The organism is Metabacillus sp. GQ13, from assembly GCF_059758525.1.
This window is the reverse complement of sequence record NZ_JCAXET010000001.1, coordinates 399,057-416,252: the sequence shown is the minus strand read 5'-3', so window position 1 is coordinate 416,252 and position 17,196 is coordinate 399,057. Positions and strand designations below refer to the sequence as shown.

General features: G+C 34.9%; 21 protein-coding genes. All 21 read left to right on the top strand.

The genetic code is table 11. The features are described 5' to 3' along the window. Positions 1 to 7: 7 nt before the first annotated feature. The 21 genes from fliE to flhB all read left to right on the top strand — a co-directional run bounded on the left by fliE (position 8) and on the right by flhB (position 17,093). Complete coding sequence (fliE, locus tag AC6CHR_RS02060; RefSeq protein ID WP_498246787.1) at positions 8 to 307, top strand: flagellar hook-basal body complex protein FliE; 300 nt, start codon at positions 8 to 10, stop codon at positions 305 to 307. 79 nt (positions 308 to 386) lie between these two features. Further along, positions 387 to 1,994 carry a flagellar basal-body MS-ring/collar protein FliF gene (gene fliF, locus AC6CHR_RS02055; RefSeq protein ID WP_498246786.1) on the top strand — a complete coding sequence of 536 codons (1,608 nt, stop codon included), beginning with the start codon at positions 387 to 389 and terminating at the stop codon, positions 1,992 to 1,994. A 12-nt stretch (positions 1,995 to 2,006) separates the two neighbouring features. Continuing rightward, on the top strand, positions 2,007 to 3,026 hold the full coding sequence (fliG, locus tag AC6CHR_RS02050; protein WP_498246785.1) for a flagellar motor switch protein FliG: 1,020 nt from the start codon (positions 2,007 to 2,009) through the stop codon (positions 3,024 to 3,026). Continuing rightward, positions 3,019 to 3,783 carry a flagellar assembly protein FliH gene (fliH, locus tag AC6CHR_RS02045; RefSeq protein ID WP_498246784.1) on the top strand — a complete coding sequence of 255 codons (765 nt, stop codon included), beginning with the start codon at positions 3,019 to 3,021 and terminating at the stop codon, positions 3,781 to 3,783. Before fliG ends, fliH begins: the two co-directional genes overlap by 8 nt. A 16-nt stretch (positions 3,784 to 3,799) precedes the next feature. Then, positions 3,800 to 5,110, top strand: coding sequence for a flagellar protein export ATPase FliI (fliI, locus tag AC6CHR_RS02040; RefSeq protein ID WP_498246861.1), 1,311 nt, complete (start codon positions 3,800 to 3,802; stop codon positions 5,108 to 5,110). Then, positions 5,110 to 5,553, top strand: coding sequence for a flagellar export protein FliJ (gene fliJ, locus AC6CHR_RS02035; RefSeq protein WP_498246783.1), 444 nt, complete (start codon positions 5,110 to 5,112; stop codon positions 5,551 to 5,553). The genes fliI and fliJ overlap by 1 nt, the downstream gene beginning before the upstream one ends. A 10-nt stretch (positions 5,554 to 5,563) precedes the next feature. After that, complete coding sequence (locus AC6CHR_RS02030) at positions 5,564 to 6,181, top strand: MotE family protein (protein ID WP_498246782.1); 618 nt, start codon at positions 5,564 to 5,566, stop codon at positions 6,179 to 6,181. 14 nt (positions 6,182 to 6,195) lie between these two features. After that, positions 6,196 to 7,809: a flagellar hook-length control protein FliK gene (locus AC6CHR_RS02025; protein ID WP_498246781.1), complete on the top strand. Its 1,614-nt coding sequence runs from the start codon at positions 6,196 to 6,198 to the stop codon at positions 7,807 to 7,809. A gap of 12 nt (positions 7,810 to 7,821) precedes the next feature. Further along, entirely contained in the window at positions 7,822 to 8,247 is a 426-nt protein-coding gene (gene flgD, locus AC6CHR_RS02020; protein WP_498246780.1) for a flagellar hook assembly protein FlgD, read from the top strand. Positions 8,248 to 8,259: 12 nt separating this feature from the next. Further along, the gene (locus tag AC6CHR_RS02015) at positions 8,260 to 8,628 is read left to right on the top strand and encodes a TIGR02530 family flagellar biosynthesis protein (protein ID WP_498246779.1); all 369 of its coding nucleotides are present in this window, start codon (positions 8,260 to 8,262) and stop codon (positions 8,626 to 8,628) included. 78 nt (positions 8,629 to 8,706) lie between these two features. Next, the gene (locus tag AC6CHR_RS02010) at positions 8,707 to 10,215 is read left to right on the top strand and encodes a flagellar hook-basal body complex protein (protein ID WP_498246777.1); all 1,509 of its coding nucleotides are present in this window, start codon (positions 8,707 to 8,709) and stop codon (positions 10,213 to 10,215) included. Positions 10,216 to 10,276: 61 nt separating this feature from the next. Further along, positions 10,277 to 10,498 carry a flagellar FlbD family protein gene (locus AC6CHR_RS02005; RefSeq protein WP_498246860.1) on the top strand — a complete coding sequence of 74 codons (222 nt, stop codon included), beginning with the start codon at positions 10,277 to 10,279 and terminating at the stop codon, positions 10,496 to 10,498. Then, positions 10,491 to 10,922 (top strand): flagellar basal body-associated protein FliL, encoded by a 432-nt coding sequence (fliL, locus tag AC6CHR_RS02000; protein WP_498246776.1) that lies wholly within the window; start codon positions 10,491 to 10,493, stop codon positions 10,920 to 10,922. The genes AC6CHR_RS02005 and fliL overlap by 8 nt, the downstream gene beginning before the upstream one ends. Before the next feature lie 36 nt (positions 10,923 to 10,958). Further along, entirely contained in the window at positions 10,959 to 11,957 is a 999-nt protein-coding gene (fliM, locus tag AC6CHR_RS01995) for a flagellar motor switch protein FliM (RefSeq protein WP_498246775.1), read from the top strand. Continuing rightward, positions 11,947 to 13,173 (top strand): flagellar motor switch phosphatase FliY, encoded by a 1,227-nt coding sequence (gene fliY, locus AC6CHR_RS01990; protein ID WP_498246858.1) that lies wholly within the window; start codon positions 11,947 to 11,949, stop codon positions 13,171 to 13,173. The genes fliM and fliY overlap by 11 nt, the downstream gene beginning before the upstream one ends. A gap of 27 nt (positions 13,174 to 13,200) precedes the next feature. Then, the gene (gene cheY / locus AC6CHR_RS01985; protein WP_498246774.1) at positions 13,201 to 13,563 is read left to right on the top strand and encodes a chemotaxis protein CheY; all 363 of its coding nucleotides are present in this window, start codon (positions 13,201 to 13,203) and stop codon (positions 13,561 to 13,563) included. A 13-nt stretch (positions 13,564 to 13,576) separates the two neighbouring features. Then, positions 13,577 to 14,293: a flagellar biosynthetic protein FliO gene (locus AC6CHR_RS01980; protein ID WP_498246773.1), complete on the top strand. Its 717-nt coding sequence runs from the start codon at positions 13,577 to 13,579 to the stop codon at positions 14,291 to 14,293. Next, positions 14,286 to 14,951, top strand: coding sequence for a flagellar type III secretion system pore protein FliP (fliP, locus tag AC6CHR_RS01975; RefSeq protein WP_498246772.1), 666 nt, complete (start codon positions 14,286 to 14,288; stop codon positions 14,949 to 14,951). The genes AC6CHR_RS01980 and fliP overlap by 8 nt, the downstream gene beginning before the upstream one ends. Positions 14,952 to 14,966: 15 nt before the next feature. Next, on the top strand, positions 14,967 to 15,236 hold the full coding sequence (gene fliQ, locus AC6CHR_RS01970; protein ID WP_498246771.1) for a flagellar biosynthesis protein FliQ: 270 nt from the start codon (positions 14,967 to 14,969) through the stop codon (positions 15,234 to 15,236). Further along, on the top strand, positions 15,237 to 16,010 hold the full coding sequence (gene fliR / locus AC6CHR_RS01965; RefSeq protein ID WP_498246770.1) for a flagellar biosynthetic protein FliR: 774 nt from the start codon (positions 15,237 to 15,239) through the stop codon (positions 16,008 to 16,010). Further along, on the top strand, positions 16,011 to 17,093 hold the full coding sequence (gene flhB, locus AC6CHR_RS01960) for a flagellar biosynthesis protein FlhB (protein ID WP_498246769.1): 1,083 nt from the start codon (positions 16,011 to 16,013) through the stop codon (positions 17,091 to 17,093). The last annotated feature ends 103 nt before the right edge of the window (positions 17,094 to 17,196 follow it).

Here is a 17,196-nt window from a genome sequence, read left to right as displayed (position 1 = left end):
GAAATGAATGATAAATAGTGTCAATCCATTACAAATAACAACACAACCGAGTCCATTCCAGCAAAAGGCTGATCTAAATACAAATAAAGTAAGTTTTGCAGATTCACTAAAACTGGCAGTTGAAAAGGTCAATCAATCACAAGTCGAATCGGATAAAATGACTACTGCTCTTGCAGCTGGTGAGAATGTAGATTTGCATAATGTCATGATCACAGCCGAAAAAGCTAGTGTAACAATGACTCTTGCAACAGAGGTTCGTAATAAAGCTATTGAAGCATATCAAGAAATGATGAGAATGCAGGTGTAGTAATTGTTCTTAAGTTTAAGGACGGTTAATGGTAACTACAAAACTATCTAATGTCATCATAACCGGGGGACTTTATGGAATGAACGAAAAGTTAATGAATACGAAAAATAAATTAAGTGACTCCTGGCAAGGAAGAAGTAAAGTGCAGAAAACATTACTTATTACTGGTGCACTTTTCTTTTTTTTGCTCGCAGGAATTTTAACATACTTTTTATCAAAAACAGATTTAGTTCCTTTATATTCAAACCTTTCTGCAGCGGAAACTGGTCAGATAAAAGAAACGCTTGATTCTAAAGGTATTAAATCGGAAATTACCAATAATGGTACGACTATAATGGTGCCAAAAGAGCAAGTAGATACATTAATGGTAGAGCTTGCAGCAGAAGGAGTCCCAGATTCAGGTACGATAGATTATTCATACTTTGGTCAAGATTCAGGCTTTGGTATGACGGATAAAGAGTTTGATGTTATTAAGCTAAAAGCAACACAAACTGAATTATCCAACTTGATGAAGGGGATCGATGGGGTTAATGATGCAAAAGTCATGATAAACCTACCTGCAGAATCTGTATTTGTTGGCGAACAAGCAGAAGGGTCATCAGCCTCTGTTGTTCTTGATTTAAAACCTGGTGCACAGTTGGATCAGGAAAATGTGAATGCACTTTTCCATTTAGTATCAAAAAGTATTCCGAATCTGGCTACTGATAATATTGTTATTATGGACCAAAACTTTAATTATTATGATCTAAATAATGGTGGGAGTTCATCAACAAGTACTAACTATGCATCCCAACAAGGTATACAAGCACAAATTGAACAAGATATTCAAAGAGATGTTCAAAAGATGTTAGGTACAATGATGGGACAAGACAAAGTAGTCGTTTCAGTTTCTACTGATATTGATTTCACTCAAGAAAGTCGTGAGGAAAACCTTGTTAGTCCGGTAACAGAAGATAGTGATGAAGGAATTGCCGTAAGCGTTGAAAGAATCACAGAAGCATACACGGGTAATGGCGCTGCTGCAGCAGGTGGTGTGAATGGGACAGGAGAAACAGACATACCTGGATATGAAGCCACTGCAGAAGGTTCCGGCGATGGTGATTATGAACGTATCGAAGAAAGAATTAATAATGAAGTAAATAGAATAAATAAACAAATTGTAGAGAGTCCTTACAAAATACGTGATATTGGTATTCAAGTAATGGTGGAACCACCTAATCCGGAGGATCCACTATCATTTACAGCTGAACGTGAAGAAGATATTCAACAAATTCTTTCAACAGTTATCCGTACATCAATAAACAAGGATACAACAGAAGAACCATTAACTGATGAACAAATAGAGGAGAAAGTAGTTGTTTCTGTCCAAACGTTTGATGGAAAACAACAATTTGCCACTGAAACTGAAACTGCACAATCAATTCCTTGGTGGGTTTACGTTGTTTCAGGCGTTCTATTACTAGTTATAGTCATCTTGGTCATACTGTTAGTTAGAAAGAAAAAACAGGCTGAAGAAGAGATTGAAGAGGATGATGCTCTACCTTTCGAAGAACCAATTAGAGTTCAAGATATTAATAAAGAAGTAGAAACAGAAGGAACAGTACGAAAACAGCAGCTGGAAAAAATGGCTAAAGAAAACCCGGAAGATTTTGCTAAGCTATTACGTACATGGATTTCAGAGGAATAGGGGGTTAAGAATATGGCGAGAAAAGATAATAGTAATGTATTGACAGGCAAGCAAAAGGCTGCCATTCTCTTAATCTCTTTAGGACCTGAAGTCTCGGCATCAATATATAAACATTTGTCGGAGGAAGAAATAGAGAAGTTAACTTTAGAAATATCGGGAGTTCGAAAAGTTGAAGCGAATAAAAAGGAAGAGATCATTGAGGAATTTCATGATATTGCGATGGCTCAGGATTTTATATCGCAAGGAGGAATCTCTTATGCTAAGCAAATTCTTGAGAAAGCATTGGGAGGAGACAAAGCAACTAGCATTATCCAGCGTTTAACCTCGTCACTTCAGGTTAGACCGTTTGATTTTGCTAGAAAGGCAGATCCATCACAAATTTTAAACTTTATACAAAATGAGCATCCACAAACAATAGCCTTGGTTCTATCCTATCTTGAACCAGTACAATCAGGTCAAATATTGTCTGAGCTTCCACAGGAACTTCAAGCTGATGTTGCAAGAAGAATAGCTGTTATGGATCGCACCTCACCAGAAATTATCAATGAGGTCGAACAAATTCTTGAGCGAAAGCTTTCATCAACAGTCACACAGGATTTCACGCAAACTGGTGGAATAGAAGCAGTTGTTGAAGTACTTAATGGAGTTGATCGATCAACGGAAAGAACGATTCTTGATTCACTAGAAATACAAGATCCAGTTTTAGCTGAAGAAATTAAAAAGAGAATGTTTGTATTTGAAGATATCGTTACGCTTGATAATCGTGCCATCCAACGCGTCGTAAGAGATGTGGAAAATGACGATTTAATGCTTTCATTAAAAGTTGCAAGTGAAGAAGTTAGAGATGTTGTATTTAAAAATATGTCTAATCGTATGGTAGATACATTTAAAGAAGAAATGGAGTACATGGGACCTGTTCGATTACGTGATGTTGAAGAGGCGCAATCTAGAATAGTAGGGGTTATTAGAAGGCTTGAAGAAGCCGGTGAAATTGTCATCGCACGTGGTGGAGGAGATGATATTATTGTCTAAACTTATAAAGTCTCAGAATACCTTTAAAGATGACAATGAAAAACAACCTATCGCTGTCCAAGCTATACAAGAACTCCTGAAAGGTAAATATAAAGATATAGATGAACCAGATATAATGATAAAAAATAGTCATATGATTCAAACGGCAAAAGAAGAGGCAGAACAAATTAGACAATCCGCACTAGCAGAAACATCAAGAATTCTTCAGCAAGTGGAATATGAAAAAGGGTCATGGGAACAAGAGAAAGAGCAACTTTATGAACAAGTTAGACAAGAAGGTTACGCAGAAGGCCTAGAGCTAGGTAGACAAGAGGCTTTAAGGCAGTATCAAACAAATATTGAAGAATCGCAAAGGATAATAGACATGGCTAAAAAGGATTATGATGAGACAGTTCAACTATCTGAAAATGCAATATTATTACTTGCTACAAAGATCGCAAGTAAAATTATCGCTATGAAGTTAGATGAATCCTCTGGGAATTTTTTGGCTGTTGTTAAGGAAGGGTTATCTGAAGTGAAAGATTACGAGAACATAAAAGTCCATGTCCATCCTACTCATTACGAGTTTTTGTTAAGTCAAAAGGATGAATTAAAATTACTACTAACGAATAAAACGGACATAAGTATTTATGCAAATACAGAATTAGATAGTGATGGCTGCTTTATTGATTCAGCATTTGGCAGGATAGATATTAGTATTGATACACAGCTAAAACAATTGAAAGATCAATTAATGCAACTAATTGATGAGAGGTGATCCCAAATTGAGAGCAATGGACTTGATTCATACTATTGACAGACTAGATTCATATAAACGCTTTGGAAAAGTAAAAAAGGTAGTAGGACTAATGATTGAATCAAGGGGCCCAGAAAGCTCAATTGGGGATCTTTGCTATATATATACAGGATCTAATAAAAGCACAAAGATCCCAGCAGAGGTAGTCGGTTTTAAGGATGAAAATGTTTTGTTAATGCCATATCTACAAGTAACCGACATTTCACCTGGTAGTATTGTAGAAGCTACGGATAATCCTTTAAAAATCAAAGTAGGTGCCGGATTAATAGGTAAAGTAGTTGATGCTTTTGGGAAACCTCTTGATGAGTCAAGCTTACCTAAGGGTTTAAACTATGCACCAACAGAAAAATCACCACCAAATCCAATGAAGAGACCACCTATTGACGAAAAGATTGAGGTCGGCGTTCGAGTGATTGATAGCCTATTAACAGTAGGGAAAGGTCAACGGGTAGGGATTTTTGCAGGTAGTGGTGTAGGTAAAAGTACATTAATGGGAATGATTGCTCGAAATACGAATGCAGATATAAATGTCATAGCTCTTGTTGGGGAACGTGGCCGTGAGGTTCGTGAATTTATCGATCGTGATTTAGGTCCAGAAGGTTTAAAAAGATCGATTGTAATCGTTGCTACATCAGACCAACCAGCATTAATGAGACTAAAGGCATCCTATACAGCAACTGCTATTGCTGAATATTTTCGCGACAAAGGGTTAAATGTGATGTTTATGATGGATTCAGTTACACGTGTTGCAATGGCACAGCGTGAAATTGGTCTAGCAGTTGGTGAACCGCCTACAACCAAGGGATACACACCATCTGTGTTCGCAATTCTGCCAAAGCTTTTAGAACGAACAGGGACAAACGAGCTTGGAACAATTACTGCCTTTTATACAGTCTTGGTAGATGGTGATGATATGAATGAGCCCATCTCTGATACTGTCCGCGGAATACTAGATGGACATATCGTGTTGGATCGTGATCTTGCTAATAAAGGTCAATTTCCTGCAATAAACGTATTAAAAAGTATCAGCCGTGTCATGAATCAAATTGTCGACCAAGACCACCGTGTAGCAGCTACGAAGCTGAGGGAACTATTATCTACCTATTTAAATTCTGAGGACTTAATTAATATTGGAGCCTATAAAAGAGGCTCTTCTCGTGAAATAGATGAAGCAATAAAGTATTACCCAAAGATCATTTCATACTTGAAACAAGAGGTAGAAGATAAAGTGACAATTGAGCAAAGTATACATTCGCTTATTCAGTTAATGGAAAAAGGTGAATTTTAATGACGTACCAATTTAGATTTCAAAAGATTATGGATATTAAAGAAAATGAAAAAGAGAAATCGTTAGCAGAATACAATCAATCTGTCAGTGAATTTGAAAATGTAGCACATAAACTCTATGACTCTCTCAAACAAAAGGAAATTCTCGAAGAAGCTACTACTACTAAACTTAATACAGGGATGTCAGTTCAAGAAATTAGGCATAACCAACAATTTGTCAGTAATATTGAGAAATCAATTACACATTATCAAAAACTTGTCCATTTAACTCGAAACCGAATGAATGAAAAACAGGCAAAATTAATGCACCATAATATAGAAGTGAAAAAGTATGAAAAACTAAAAGAAAAACAAAAGAAAGATCACCTATTTGGTATGAATCAGCTAGATAATAAGCTTATGGATGATCTCTCAATACAGTCCTATATGTATCATGGAAATTAGGTGAAGGAAGATGGAAAACGAAAAAAAGGAATATGGTAAGTTACAATGGTTTTTCTTCGTTATATTAATCCCGATTATCTTTACATTAACTTTAGTGATTGTTATTTTGTCTGTTGCAGGCTTTGATGTTTTTGGTAAAACAAAAATGGCTTTAGCAGAAATACCAGTTGTTGAAAAGCTCTTTAAGGATGAGGAAAAAGAAACAAAAGATACATCCGGTAAAGATGTAAGTGAAGCGGCTACGGATAATGAAGCTAAAGCCGAAAAATTAAAACTAGAGCAAATGATCGACGAACAAGATATAGCGATCGATGCACTTGAAAAAGACCTAAGCCTCAAAGAAAAAGAGGTCCAAAATCTAAATCAAGAAGTAAAATCTCTCGAAGAACAACTTGAAAGTTTAAATAATGTTGAACCTGAAAAGAAGTCGAAGGATATTGCAAAGCTTTACGATAATATGTCGAGTAAAAAGGCAGCTGAAATTATTCCGAAGTTAAAAGAAGCTGAGGCAATGCTTATTTTAACTTCACTAGACGATAAGCAAGTTGCTGATATCTTAACAAAAATGTCAGTAGAGGACGCAGTGAAATATACAAACTTAATAGCAACAGATTCCGAGACTGAATAAAAGGAGGTGAATAAGTGAAAATCGCAGCACTATCTCAGATGATGCAAGTAAGTACAAGGCCTAATAATGCTAACACTAAAATAGGTGGCAAAAGCTTCAGCGAACATTTAGCAGTTGAGCAAGGGATGAAAACAGAGGATATTGGTATAAAAGATACCCATACTGATGAGGATTCTCAAGTAATATCCCTCCTTGAAAGTGAAATACTTCGTAGACAAGAAGATTCCATGGAGCTTCAAGAGTTGATTGATCAGGTGCAACTAGCACCAACAGCTACGAGTATTCTTACTCTAGTTAAAGCAATTGAAGCATTACCTGAAGAGTCAGAAGTTGATTTAACTCCAGTTTTATCCAGTTTAAATAATATTCTAGAGGAAGAGTACTCTAGTTATCATAATGATGAATATACATTTTCTAGTATAGTAGATTCACTGTCTAAGATGGAATTGGAAGATGAGAAATTATTAGAAGGTCAATTAATTGTTAATAAATGGGCTCTTGGTGATGATGGTACTACCGTAAACAATATTGATAAATTATTAACGATTACTGATGCATTAAATGAATCAAATTTACTACTTAATAGTGAAGCTCATGTGAAAAATAAGTTGATAAATGAATTAGGCGCGGCTAATAATTTTCTTGAAAATAGTGTTAAAACGACTATCGAAAAAAACGACTTATTAACACTCAAAACAATTTTCAACAAAATAACTGAAAATATATTTGACGAAGATCGGCAGGTAACTCAATTAAATAATGTTGAAAGTTTAGAAAAATTTATGCTATTTGATGAAACTGAATTATTGAGAAATGATCAAAGTCAACAGAACGTTTTAATGAGTGATACCCTCACAAAATTAGCAGATCAAGTTGCAAATAAACAAGCTGTTAATCTTCAACCTGTTTTGAATGAAGTTTTAGAATATATCAATAATAGTCAAAACGGTAAACTGAATGATAAGGTTCTACTACCCTTTCTATCTAAATTGTTGAAGCAAGCTGGAACCCTAGAAGAGAGAATTGCAACAAACAATACTATGTTTCTTAATAAACAACAATTAGTAGGACAAAATTCCGGCCAGCATCATCTAGATGTTACATCCGAAAATATAGATGTTAGGGAAGAAACATTTACGATTCAATTAGATAAATTTATGTCTAGACAAACTGTTACGCAAATTGAAAGTCAAAAATCAGAATCAACAACAAGACAAGAATTTACCAATCAACTATTAAACGCGTTTAAATCGAGTAAGTTTGCTCAAATGCCTAACGGTGCTAATCGTTTAGTGATTAAACTAAATCCGGTACACCTTGGATCACTTACAGTAAGGCTTGTCCAAAAAAATGGTGAAATGATTGCGAAAATTGTTGCCTCTACTGGATCAGCAAAGGATTTATTAGACCACAGTATAACTCAACTTAGACAAGCACTACCATCGGTCCAAATAGAGGTTGAGCGTTTTGAAGTTTTTACGGAACAATCCGCAAAAACGTTTAAAGAAAGTCCTGAGCAAAATGAAAAGCATGAGCAAGAAAATAGTGATTCAAAACCTGAAGATGAACAGGATAATGAAAAAAGCTTTATTGAATCATTAAAAGAAATATTAAATACAACTGTATAAGGAGGGGTAACGATGACTTCAATTGATACTAGTTTACTATTATCAAATAAGCCTAGTACATCAAAAGCGGGTAGTTCTAGTCTTGGAAAAGATGAATTTTTAAAAATTTTGATGGCGCAACTGGCAAATCAGGATCCAATGAATCCAATGGAGGATAAAGAATTTATTGCACAGATGGCTCAATTTTCAACACTTGAACAAACAACAAATATGACAAGCATGTTGGAAAAGTTTCTTAATACTCAAACACAAAGTGACTCAATTTTAAGGTATTCAGAGATGATTGGCAAACAGGTTGAATGGAAAAATGCTAAGGGTGAAAGTGAATCAGGTATTGTAAAATCGATCAAACAAAGTGAGAACGGGATTGTTTTGGAGCTTGATAATGGGAAAGAAATTGCAAGTGATTCAATAGAAAAAGTAAGTAAGGCTGAGTAAAAGGTACATTTAATGTCAATTAAAATTGACCAATTAAATAATTATCAACCGATTAAACCAACTAATCAAGTTACAAAACAGCAGATCTCTTTTAACCAAATCTTTAAAAATGAACTCAATAACTCACAACTTAAAATTAGCAAACATGCTCAAGAACGACTAACGCAGAGGAACATTTCGCTTTCCGATGAAGATTGGACATCAATTGGCGATAAAATTGGTAAGGCAAAAAAGATGGGTGTGAATGACTCTCTCGTCCTACTAGGTAATGCAGCACTAATTATTAATGCGAAAAATAGTACAGTTATTACTGCCATGGATCGTGAAGAAGCTAAAGCACAAATTTTCACTAATATAAATGGAACAATTGTTATGGATTAACGGCTGGACCGTATCGGAGGCCTATAGTTGCGGAATGATCGAAGCAACTAAATATAAAATTATAGGAGAGAAAAATAAATGTTACGTTCATTATATTCAGGAATTAGTGGTATGAAAAACTTTCAAACAAAATTAGATGTTATCGGTAATAATATTGCCAATGTAAATACGTACGGTTTTAAAAAGTCACGGGTTACATTCTCCGACTTAGTAAACCAACAACTGGCAGGTGCATCAGCTGCAACACAAACACAAGGTGGTACAAATCCTCAACAAATTGGTCTAGGTACTCAAGTAAGTTCTATCGATACAATTCATACAGGTGGTTCAACACAAACAACTTCAAGAACATTGGATTTAGCATTATCAGGTGATGGATTTTTCCCAGTTGCTACAATCAAAGATTTAAACAGTGTCAATATCGACCAAGGTACTCAAATGAATAATAATCTTATAATGGGTTCGATCGATGGTGCAGTAAATCTAAATTATACTAGAGCAGGTAATTTTTATTTAGATGATCGTGGTTATTTAGTTACTGCAGAAGGTATGTTTCTAGTTGGGGAAGCTGGGGAAAAAACGATCCCCTCTGAAGCAGCGATAGATAAATCACAAGACGCTTTGAATGCGGTTAAAAATTTCAGTACAGCATTTGCAAATATGGCTGACTCGCTTGAAGGTATTTCCAAACAAGCAAAGGAATTGATGAATGCCTACAATGAATATATCGATGCCCAAAAGACATGGGAGAAAAGTGGTAGTCCTGCTACAGGTACTTCATCACATAATGCCATGCAAAGTGCACATGGTGCATTAGGATCCATTCTAGGTCAGTTTAATACTGCTGCAACAGAATTTACTCCATTAGCCACGGGCTTTCAAACTAATCTTACAACTTTAAATGGAGGTATAACTGGATTTAATGTAGCTGATCCAATTGGAACCATTGTTAAGCAAATATCTTCTATTGTTGCACCAATCACAGGTGATTATCCAACAGCTGCACCTACAATAGGACAAGTTGTTCCTGATGCAACTCAAGCACAAATGAATGATCTTGAAGTTAATTTAAATAACTATTTGCTTGATTTAAATAAAGTAGGGAAAAATGTAATAAACTTTGAAGATGTTGCAACAGAATTACAAAATGCTAAATTCTCCGATAAGTTAAGTGGAGAAGCGGGTCTTATCCAAATCCCACTTACTGCCCAAAGTTTTAGTATTGGTCCAGATGGTACAGTATCATTTGTTAATGCTAATGGTGAATTAAATGTTGCAGGTCAATTAAGGTTAGCAACTTTCGCAAACACAGGCGGTTTAGAAAAATTGGGTGGGAATTTATTTAAAGAATCTACTAACTCTGGGAAGATTGATAAGAATAATAATGGTATACAGCTTAATGAACTTTCTGTCGCAGGTACAGATGGTGTTGCTTCCATCATTGCTGGTGCATTAGAAATGTCAAATGTTGACTTATCAGAGGAATTCACTGAGATGATCGTTGCTCAACGTGCCTTCCAATCAAATACAAAAATCATTACCACATCAGATGAAATTTTACAAGAAATCATGGGCTTAAAACGTTAAATAAGGGGGGATGAGGCTGGCTGAATAGAATAAAACTTTGTTTGGTCAGCCTTCTATAAAAATGATTCAGCTTACAAAGTTAAACGGTAAAACATTTTCATTAAATGCATTATTTATAGAGGTCATTGAATCATTTCCAGATACAACGATAACATTAACAAATGGGCATAAATATATTGTGAAGGAGCCAGAACAAGAGGTATGTAATAAAATAACTTCTTTTTATAGAAATATAAATGTTCTGTCGTTACGTAAGGGCTCGGAGGTCTTGGAGAATGAATAAAAAGCTATTAAGTATTATGCTTGTCATTATTATATCAATTACATTAATTGGAGTTACGGCACTAATCGTTGTTATGAAATTTATGGGTAATGAGGAAAAAGACCATGAAAAACCTTCAATTGAAGAGGTAGTAGAAGCAACTGTAGAAATTCCCGAGATCACCACAAATTTATCCAGTGGTAATATAGTACGTCTATCATTTAAGATTGAAACAGATTCAAAAAAGGCTAAAGAGGAATTGACACTTCGTGAATTTCAAATCCGTGATATTATCATTTCAGAATTAGCAAACATGACTGCAGATCAGGTAGACGGTAAAGAAGGTATGGACAAGTTAAAAGAAACGATAAAACAGAAAACAAATGAACTAATGCAAGAAGGCCAGGTCAATAAGGTTTATACCACTTCCTACATTCTTCAATAGTATATTAAACAAACAAAATTCTAGGAGGTGAAAACTTTGGCCGGTGATATTTTATCACAAAATGAAATTGACGCTTTGCTTTCAGCAATATCAACTGGTGAGATGGACGCAGATGAATTAAAAAAGGAAGAATCCACCAAAAAAGTTAAAGTCTATGATTTTAAGAGAGCCTTGCGTTTTTCTAAGGATCAAATACGAAGTTTAACACGAATACATGACAATTTTGCTCGATTACTTACAACGTATTTTTCGGCACAACTTCGTACCTATGTCCAAATTACAGTTGGTTCTGTCGATCAATTACCTTATGAAGAATTTATTCGTTCCATTCCGAAAATGACTGTTTTAAATGTTTTTGAGGTACAACCTCTTCAAGGAAGAGTATTGATGGAAGTTAACCCTAATATAGCATACGCTATGATGGACCGAATTATGGGTGGACTAGGATCAGGAATGAATAAAATTGAGAGTTTAACTGAAATTGAAACAAAAATCATATCTGGTATTTTTGAAAAATCATTAGAGAATTATCAAGAAGCTTGGGAATCCATTATAGAAATTGACCCAATTATGGAGGACTTTGAGGTAAACCCGCAATTTTTACAAATGGTATCACCAAATGAAACAGTGGTTGTTATTTCTTTGAATATTCAAGTTGGCGATACGAGTGGAATGATTAATTTATGTATACCACATGTTGTGTTAGAACCGATTATCCCTAGATTGTCAGTTCATTACTGGATGCAATCTGACAGAAAAGAACCTAAAGCACATGAAATAGAAACGCTAAGAAAGCAAATCCAACTAGCAGACCTAATAATTGCTGCAGAGTTAGGATCATCTGAATTATCAATTCAAGATTTTCTGTATTTACAACAAGGGGATGTCATTCAATTAGATAGTTCTATTAACAAACCTTTGATAATTAAAATTGGTGACAAGCCAAAGTATACTGGACAACCAGGGAAATTGAACAAAAAAATAGCGGTTCAAATTATTGACCACTTATCGAGAGGTGACGAAGATGGTGAGTGATGGTATGTTATCTCAAGACGAAATTGATGCTTTGCTTAAAGGATCGAGCACAGATAATATTGAAACTCCTACGGAAACAAATGAAGAAGAGAAATTAATTAATGCAGATTACTTCAGTGAAATGGAAGAGGACGCCATTGGTGAAATAGGGAATATATCTTTTGGTAGTTCAGCAACAGCACTATCAACTCTATTACAGCAAAAGGTAGAAATAACTACCCCTAGTGTTTCTGTTGTTAAAAAGAATCATCTTGGTGAACAATTCCAACATCCTTATGTGGCAATTGAAGTGAATTATACAGAAGGTTTTACAGGTAGTAATATATTGGTTATTAACCAAAGCGATGCCGCAATTATTGCTGATTTAATGATGGGGGGAGATGGAACAAGTCCTGATGAAATGCTAGGTGATATTCAAGTTAGTGCCGTTCAGGAAGCAATGAACCAAATGATGGGTTCTGCAGCTACATCTATGTCGACAATCTTCAGTAAAAAAGTTGATATATCTCCACCAAGAGTCGAATTACTCGATATTGATGAAACCAAAGATGCAAATACGATTCCTAATGAAGAGTTATTTGTACAAGTTTCATTCAGACTTAAAATTGGTACATTAATTGACTCGAATATCATGCAATTATTACCTTTAAAATTCGCTAAAGATTTAATAGACGAATTAATTAATCCAAAAGAAGAGTCCGCAGCTACAGTTGAAGCTGTTAGAGAGGTACAACTAGATTCATCAGCAATGAAAGAGTCTCAAGTTCAACAAAATGAAAATCAATATCAAATGAACCAAAATCAAACACAGCAACATATGGAACAGCCAAATCAACAAATGAATCATGCACCACAACAACAACAATATACTCAAGCAAAACAGCAGCAACCAGCCGTAAATGTTAAACCGGCTGATTTCACTTCCTTTGAACCGATGCAATATCAACAACAAAACATTCAAAATTTGGATATGTTACTCGATATCCCATTGCAAGTTACGGTAGAATTAGGGAGAACTAAGCGTTCTGTTAAAGAGATATTAGAACTATCATCAGGCTCAATCATTGAACTCGATAAACTTGCTGGTGAACCTGTAGATATACTAGTCAATAGTAAAATAGTTGCTAAAGGTGAGGTAGTTGTAATCGATGAAAATTTTGGAGTACGAGTGACAGATATCATCAGTCAAACCGAACGCTTAAACAAACTAAAATAAATAGATATATTAGGAGTGGGGATAATTATGGCACACAGAATTATGATTGTTGACGATGCGGCTTTTATGAGAATGATGATTAAAGATATTTTAACGAAGAATGGCTATGAAGTTGTTGCAGAGGCAGCTGATGGAGCACAGGCTGTAGAAAAGTATAAAGAGCACCAACCTGATCTAGTGACAATGGATATTACAATGCCAGAAATGGATGGTATTGCTTCATTGAAGGCAATTAAAGAAATTAATCCAAATGCAAAAATAATTATGTGCTCAGCTATGGGTCAGCAATCTATGGTAATTGATGCGATTCAAGCTGGAGCAAAAGACTTTATTGTAAAACCATTTCAAGCAGACCGAGTATTAGAGGCTATCGGTAAAACATTAAGCTAAAGGTGGAGTGGAATTGCTTCAAAGAAAATACATCTTACTGGTGTTAGCAACTTTCATTCTTTTTTCCCCGCAAGTGTCTATTGTGGTTCTTGCGGAGGAAAATGTAAATGACAGTGTATATCAAAATTTAAATAAAGATAAAGAAACTACAGAAAAAAATAGTGAAGAGCCATCAACAGTAGATGAATCAACTGAAGAAACTGTGGAAGCCGAAGAAACAGAAACACCCAGTCAAAGCGACTCACTTTCTGTTACAGCATTTGATTTTATAAAAATGTTTATTGCTTTAGGATTTGTGCTCTTTTTGGTTTACTTTTTATTGAAATTTGTCACTAAACGTAATCGGATCTTTCAGCAAGGTCAATCGGTTATCAACCTAGGTGGGACAAATCTCGGACAGAATAAATCTATTCAAATTGTAAAAGTAGGAAAACGTGTTTTAGTTGTGGGTGTTGGTGAAACGATCACATTTTTAAAAGAAATTGACGACGAGATAGAGCGGTTGGATTTAATAGAAGAATTTGAACAAAAGCAAGAACAGACAATTGAGCCTAAGGATTTGATGGAGAAGGCTTCTAAGTTACTGAATCGGAATTTTAAATCTCAAAGCCAAACTAGGAATCAGTCAACAGAATCTACATCATTCAAAGAACAATTAAACAAAATGAAGAACGAACGAACGAAACAGCTAGAAGATGTTAAAAGAAAGGGTTTAAACAAGCATGAATGAATTTATGGAGTTTTTTAATAATAGTGACGCAGAAAGTGTTAGTACATCTGTAAAACTATTATTACTACTAACAGTGCTGTCACTTGCCCCTAGTATTTTAATCTTAATGACTTGTTTCACTAGAATTATCATTGTTCTTTCTTTTGTTAGAACGTCGCTTGCTACTCAACAAATGCCCCCAAATCAAGTATTGCTAGGAATTGCCCTGTTTTTAACATTCTTTATTATGGCCCCAACTTTTACAGAGGTAAATGAACAAGCGTTAACACCTTTGTTTAATGAAGAAATTCAATTGGAAGAGGCTTATGAGAGGGCAGCCATACCATTTAAAGAATTTATGAGTAAACACACAAGACAAAAGGACTTGGCTCTATTTCTAAACTATGCAGGGATGGATCGTCCAGAAACTGTTGAGGATATCCCATTAACAGCACTGGTACCTGCATATGCAATAAGTGAAATTAAAACAGCCTTTCAAATAGGATTTATGATTTTTATTCCGTTTCTTGTTATTGATATGGTTGTTGCAAGTGTCTTAATGTCTATGGGGATGATGATGTTACCTCCAGTGATGATTTCTCTACCATTTAAAATTTTACTATTTGTTTTAGTTGACGGTTGGTATTTAATAATAAAATCTTTGTTACAAAGTTTTTAGAATGGGTGATTACGAATGAGTTCAGAATTTGTTATTTCTTTAGCCGAAAAAGCGGTATATACGGTTTTAATCATTTGTGGGCCACTTCTTTTATTAGCACTTATTATTGGTTTAGTTGTTAGTATATTTCAGGCTACTACTCAGATACAAGAACAAACCCTTGCATTTATCCCTAAAATTGTCGCTGTATTGTTAGGATTAATTTTTTTCGGTCCATGGATGCTTTCAACTCTGGTTTCATATGCTCAAGATATTTTTGGTAATTTAAATAGGTTTGTAGGGTAAATGGTTACGATTATTGAGAATTACCCAGCATTTTTGCTAATTTTAATGAGAATTACAGCCTTTTTTGTTACTTTACCATTTTTCTCATATCGAAACATACCAAATACCCATAAAATCGGACTCTCTTTCTTCCTTGCATGGATTATGTTCTTTGCAATTGAGCCACCAGTTATAGAGGTGGATGGTCAGTTTTTTCTACTAATCTTAAAGGAAGCACTTTTCGGCCTTCTCATTGGTTTTTCAGCCTACTTTATTTTAGCAGCTGTTCAAATTGCAGGTAGCTTTATCGACTTCCAAATGGGATTTGCGATTGCAAATGTTATCGACCCGCAAACTGGTGCACAAAGTCCACTAATTGGACAGTTTCTATATACCTTTGCTTTATTATTAATGATTAGTATGAATGCCCATCACTTATTGTTGGATGGAGTATTTTACAGCTATCAATTTGTCCCCATTGATCAACCCTTTTTGCCTTTAGGTAATGAGAATGTAATTGAATTCCTTGTACAATCATTCAATTCAATGTTTATTATTGCTTTCCAAATGTCAATACCAGTAGTTGGTTCACTATTTTTAGTAGATATTGCACTAGGTATTGTCGCGAGAACTGTGCCACAACTAAATATTTTTGTTGTTGGACTTCCATTGAAAATTGGTGTGAGTTTTATCATGTTAATTTTAGTTATGGGTGCATTATTTTTATTAATGCAACAATTATTTGAAACGATGACGTTAACAATGCGGGGACTTATGGAGTTATTTGGGGGATAAATGATGAACCTTCTTAAATTAGATTTACAATTTTTCGCCGGAGAAAAGACAGAAAAAGCGACTCCACGTAAAAAACAGGATGCAAGAAAAAAGGGTCAAGTTGCTAAAAGTGCTGACGTTAATACTGCCTTGTCACTGTTAACTGTTTTTCTTTCATTTTTATTCATTGGTGCCTATATGAGAGATCATATTATGCTTATGATGAAGGGTACCTTTCAGGATTATTTACTTCTAGATTTAACCGATCAAAATGTCCATGATTTCTTTCTAACAATGTCATTCCAAGTTGCACAAATCCTAGCACCAGTTATGGCCATTGCATTAGTTGCTGGTGTTTTAAGTAATTACCTTCAAGTTGGGTTTTTGTTTTCAGCCGAGGCTATTCAAATGAAATTAAATAAATTAGATCCAATTCAAGGGTTTAAAAGGATTTATTCAATACGAGCTATTGTTGAGTTGTTTAAGTCACTTTTAAAAATATCTTTTGTCGGCTTAGTTACGTTCGCTGTCATATGGCTTGATATTGAAAATATATTACGCTTATCACAACTGACAGTGGAACAATCTTTTCTATACATTGCTTCGTTAACAGTGAAAATGGGTTTATTTGCTTCAGGTGCACTGTTAATTTTATCTTTATTAGATTATCTTTATCAGAGATTTGATTACGAGAAAAATTTAAAAATGTCGAAGCAAGACATTAAGGATGAATACAAAAAATCTGAGGGTGACCCCTTAATAAAATCGAAAATTAAGCAAAAGCAACGTGAGATGTCGATGAGAAGAATGATGCAAGACGTCCCTACTGCGGATGTAGTCATTACTAATCCTACTCACTATGCAATTGCATTAAAATATGACGAATCAAAATCAGATGCCCCCTATGTTGTGGCAATGGGTGTTGACTTAGTCGCACAAAAAATAAAAGAAGTAGCAAAAGAAAATAATATTATGATGGTTGAAAACAGACCGCTTGCTAGAGCCCTTTATGATCAAGTGAATATTGGCCAAGCTGTGCCTGAAGAGTTTTTCCAGGCGGTTGCAGAAATTATTGCCTATGTATATCAAGCAAAATCAATGTAACATCTTAATGCTTACTTGTTTGACTTGGGGAGATAGCCAGTATAAATACATGGAAAAATAACATTTATTTATAATAATAGTTTTTGATCGAAAGAATTGATTG

Excerpts from the sequence above, each read along its gene's own strand:
- fliJ (WP_498246783.1), top strand. The coding sequence starts at position 5,110 with ATGACGTACCAATTTAGATTTCAAAAGATTATGGATATTAAAGAAAAT.
- fliG (WP_498246785.1), top strand. The coding sequence starts at position 2,007 with ATGGCGAGAAAAGATAATAGTAATGTATTGACAGGCAAGCAAAAGGCT.
- fliQ (WP_498246771.1), top strand. The coding sequence starts at position 14,967 with ATGAGTTCAGAATTTGTTATTTCTTTAGCCGAAAAAGCGGTATATACG.
- fliP (WP_498246772.1), top strand. The coding sequence starts at position 14,286 with ATGAATGAATTTATGGAGTTTTTTAATAATAGTGACGCAGAAAGTGTT.
- AC6CHR_RS02005 (WP_498246860.1), top strand. The coding sequence starts at position 10,277 with ATGATTCAGCTTACAAAGTTAAACGGTAAAACATTTTCATTAAATGCA.
- fliE (WP_498246787.1), top strand. The coding sequence starts at position 8 with ATGATAAATAGTGTCAATCCATTACAAATAACAACACAACCGAGTCCA.
- flgD (WP_498246780.1), top strand. The coding sequence starts at position 7,822 with ATGACTTCAATTGATACTAGTTTACTATTATCAAATAAGCCTAGTACA.
- AC6CHR_RS02015 (WP_498246779.1), top strand. The coding sequence starts at position 8,260 with ATGTCAATTAAAATTGACCAATTAAATAATTATCAACCGATTAAACCA.
- AC6CHR_RS02030 (WP_498246782.1), top strand. The coding sequence starts at position 5,564 with ATGGAAAACGAAAAAAAGGAATATGGTAAGTTACAATGGTTTTTCTTC.
- fliI (WP_498246861.1), top strand. The coding sequence starts at position 3,800 with ATGGACTTGATTCATACTATTGACAGACTAGATTCATATAAACGCTTT.
- fliR (WP_498246770.1), top strand. The coding sequence starts at position 15,237 with ATGGTTACGATTATTGAGAATTACCCAGCATTTTTGCTAATTTTAATG.
- fliF (WP_498246786.1), top strand. The coding sequence starts at position 387 with ATGAACGAAAAGTTAATGAATACGAAAAATAAATTAAGTGACTCCTGG.
- cheY (WP_498246774.1), top strand. The coding sequence starts at position 13,201 with ATGGCACACAGAATTATGATTGTTGACGATGCGGCTTTTATGAGAATG.
- fliY (WP_498246858.1), top strand. The coding sequence starts at position 11,947 with ATGGTGAGTGATGGTATGTTATCTCAAGACGAAATTGATGCTTTGCTT.
- AC6CHR_RS02010 (WP_498246777.1), top strand. The coding sequence starts at position 8,707 with ATGTTACGTTCATTATATTCAGGAATTAGTGGTATGAAAAACTTTCAA.
- flhB (WP_498246769.1), top strand. The coding sequence starts at position 16,011 with ATGATGAACCTTCTTAAATTAGATTTACAATTTTTCGCCGGAGAAAAG.
- fliL (WP_498246776.1), top strand. The coding sequence starts at position 10,491 with ATGAATAAAAAGCTATTAAGTATTATGCTTGTCATTATTATATCAATT.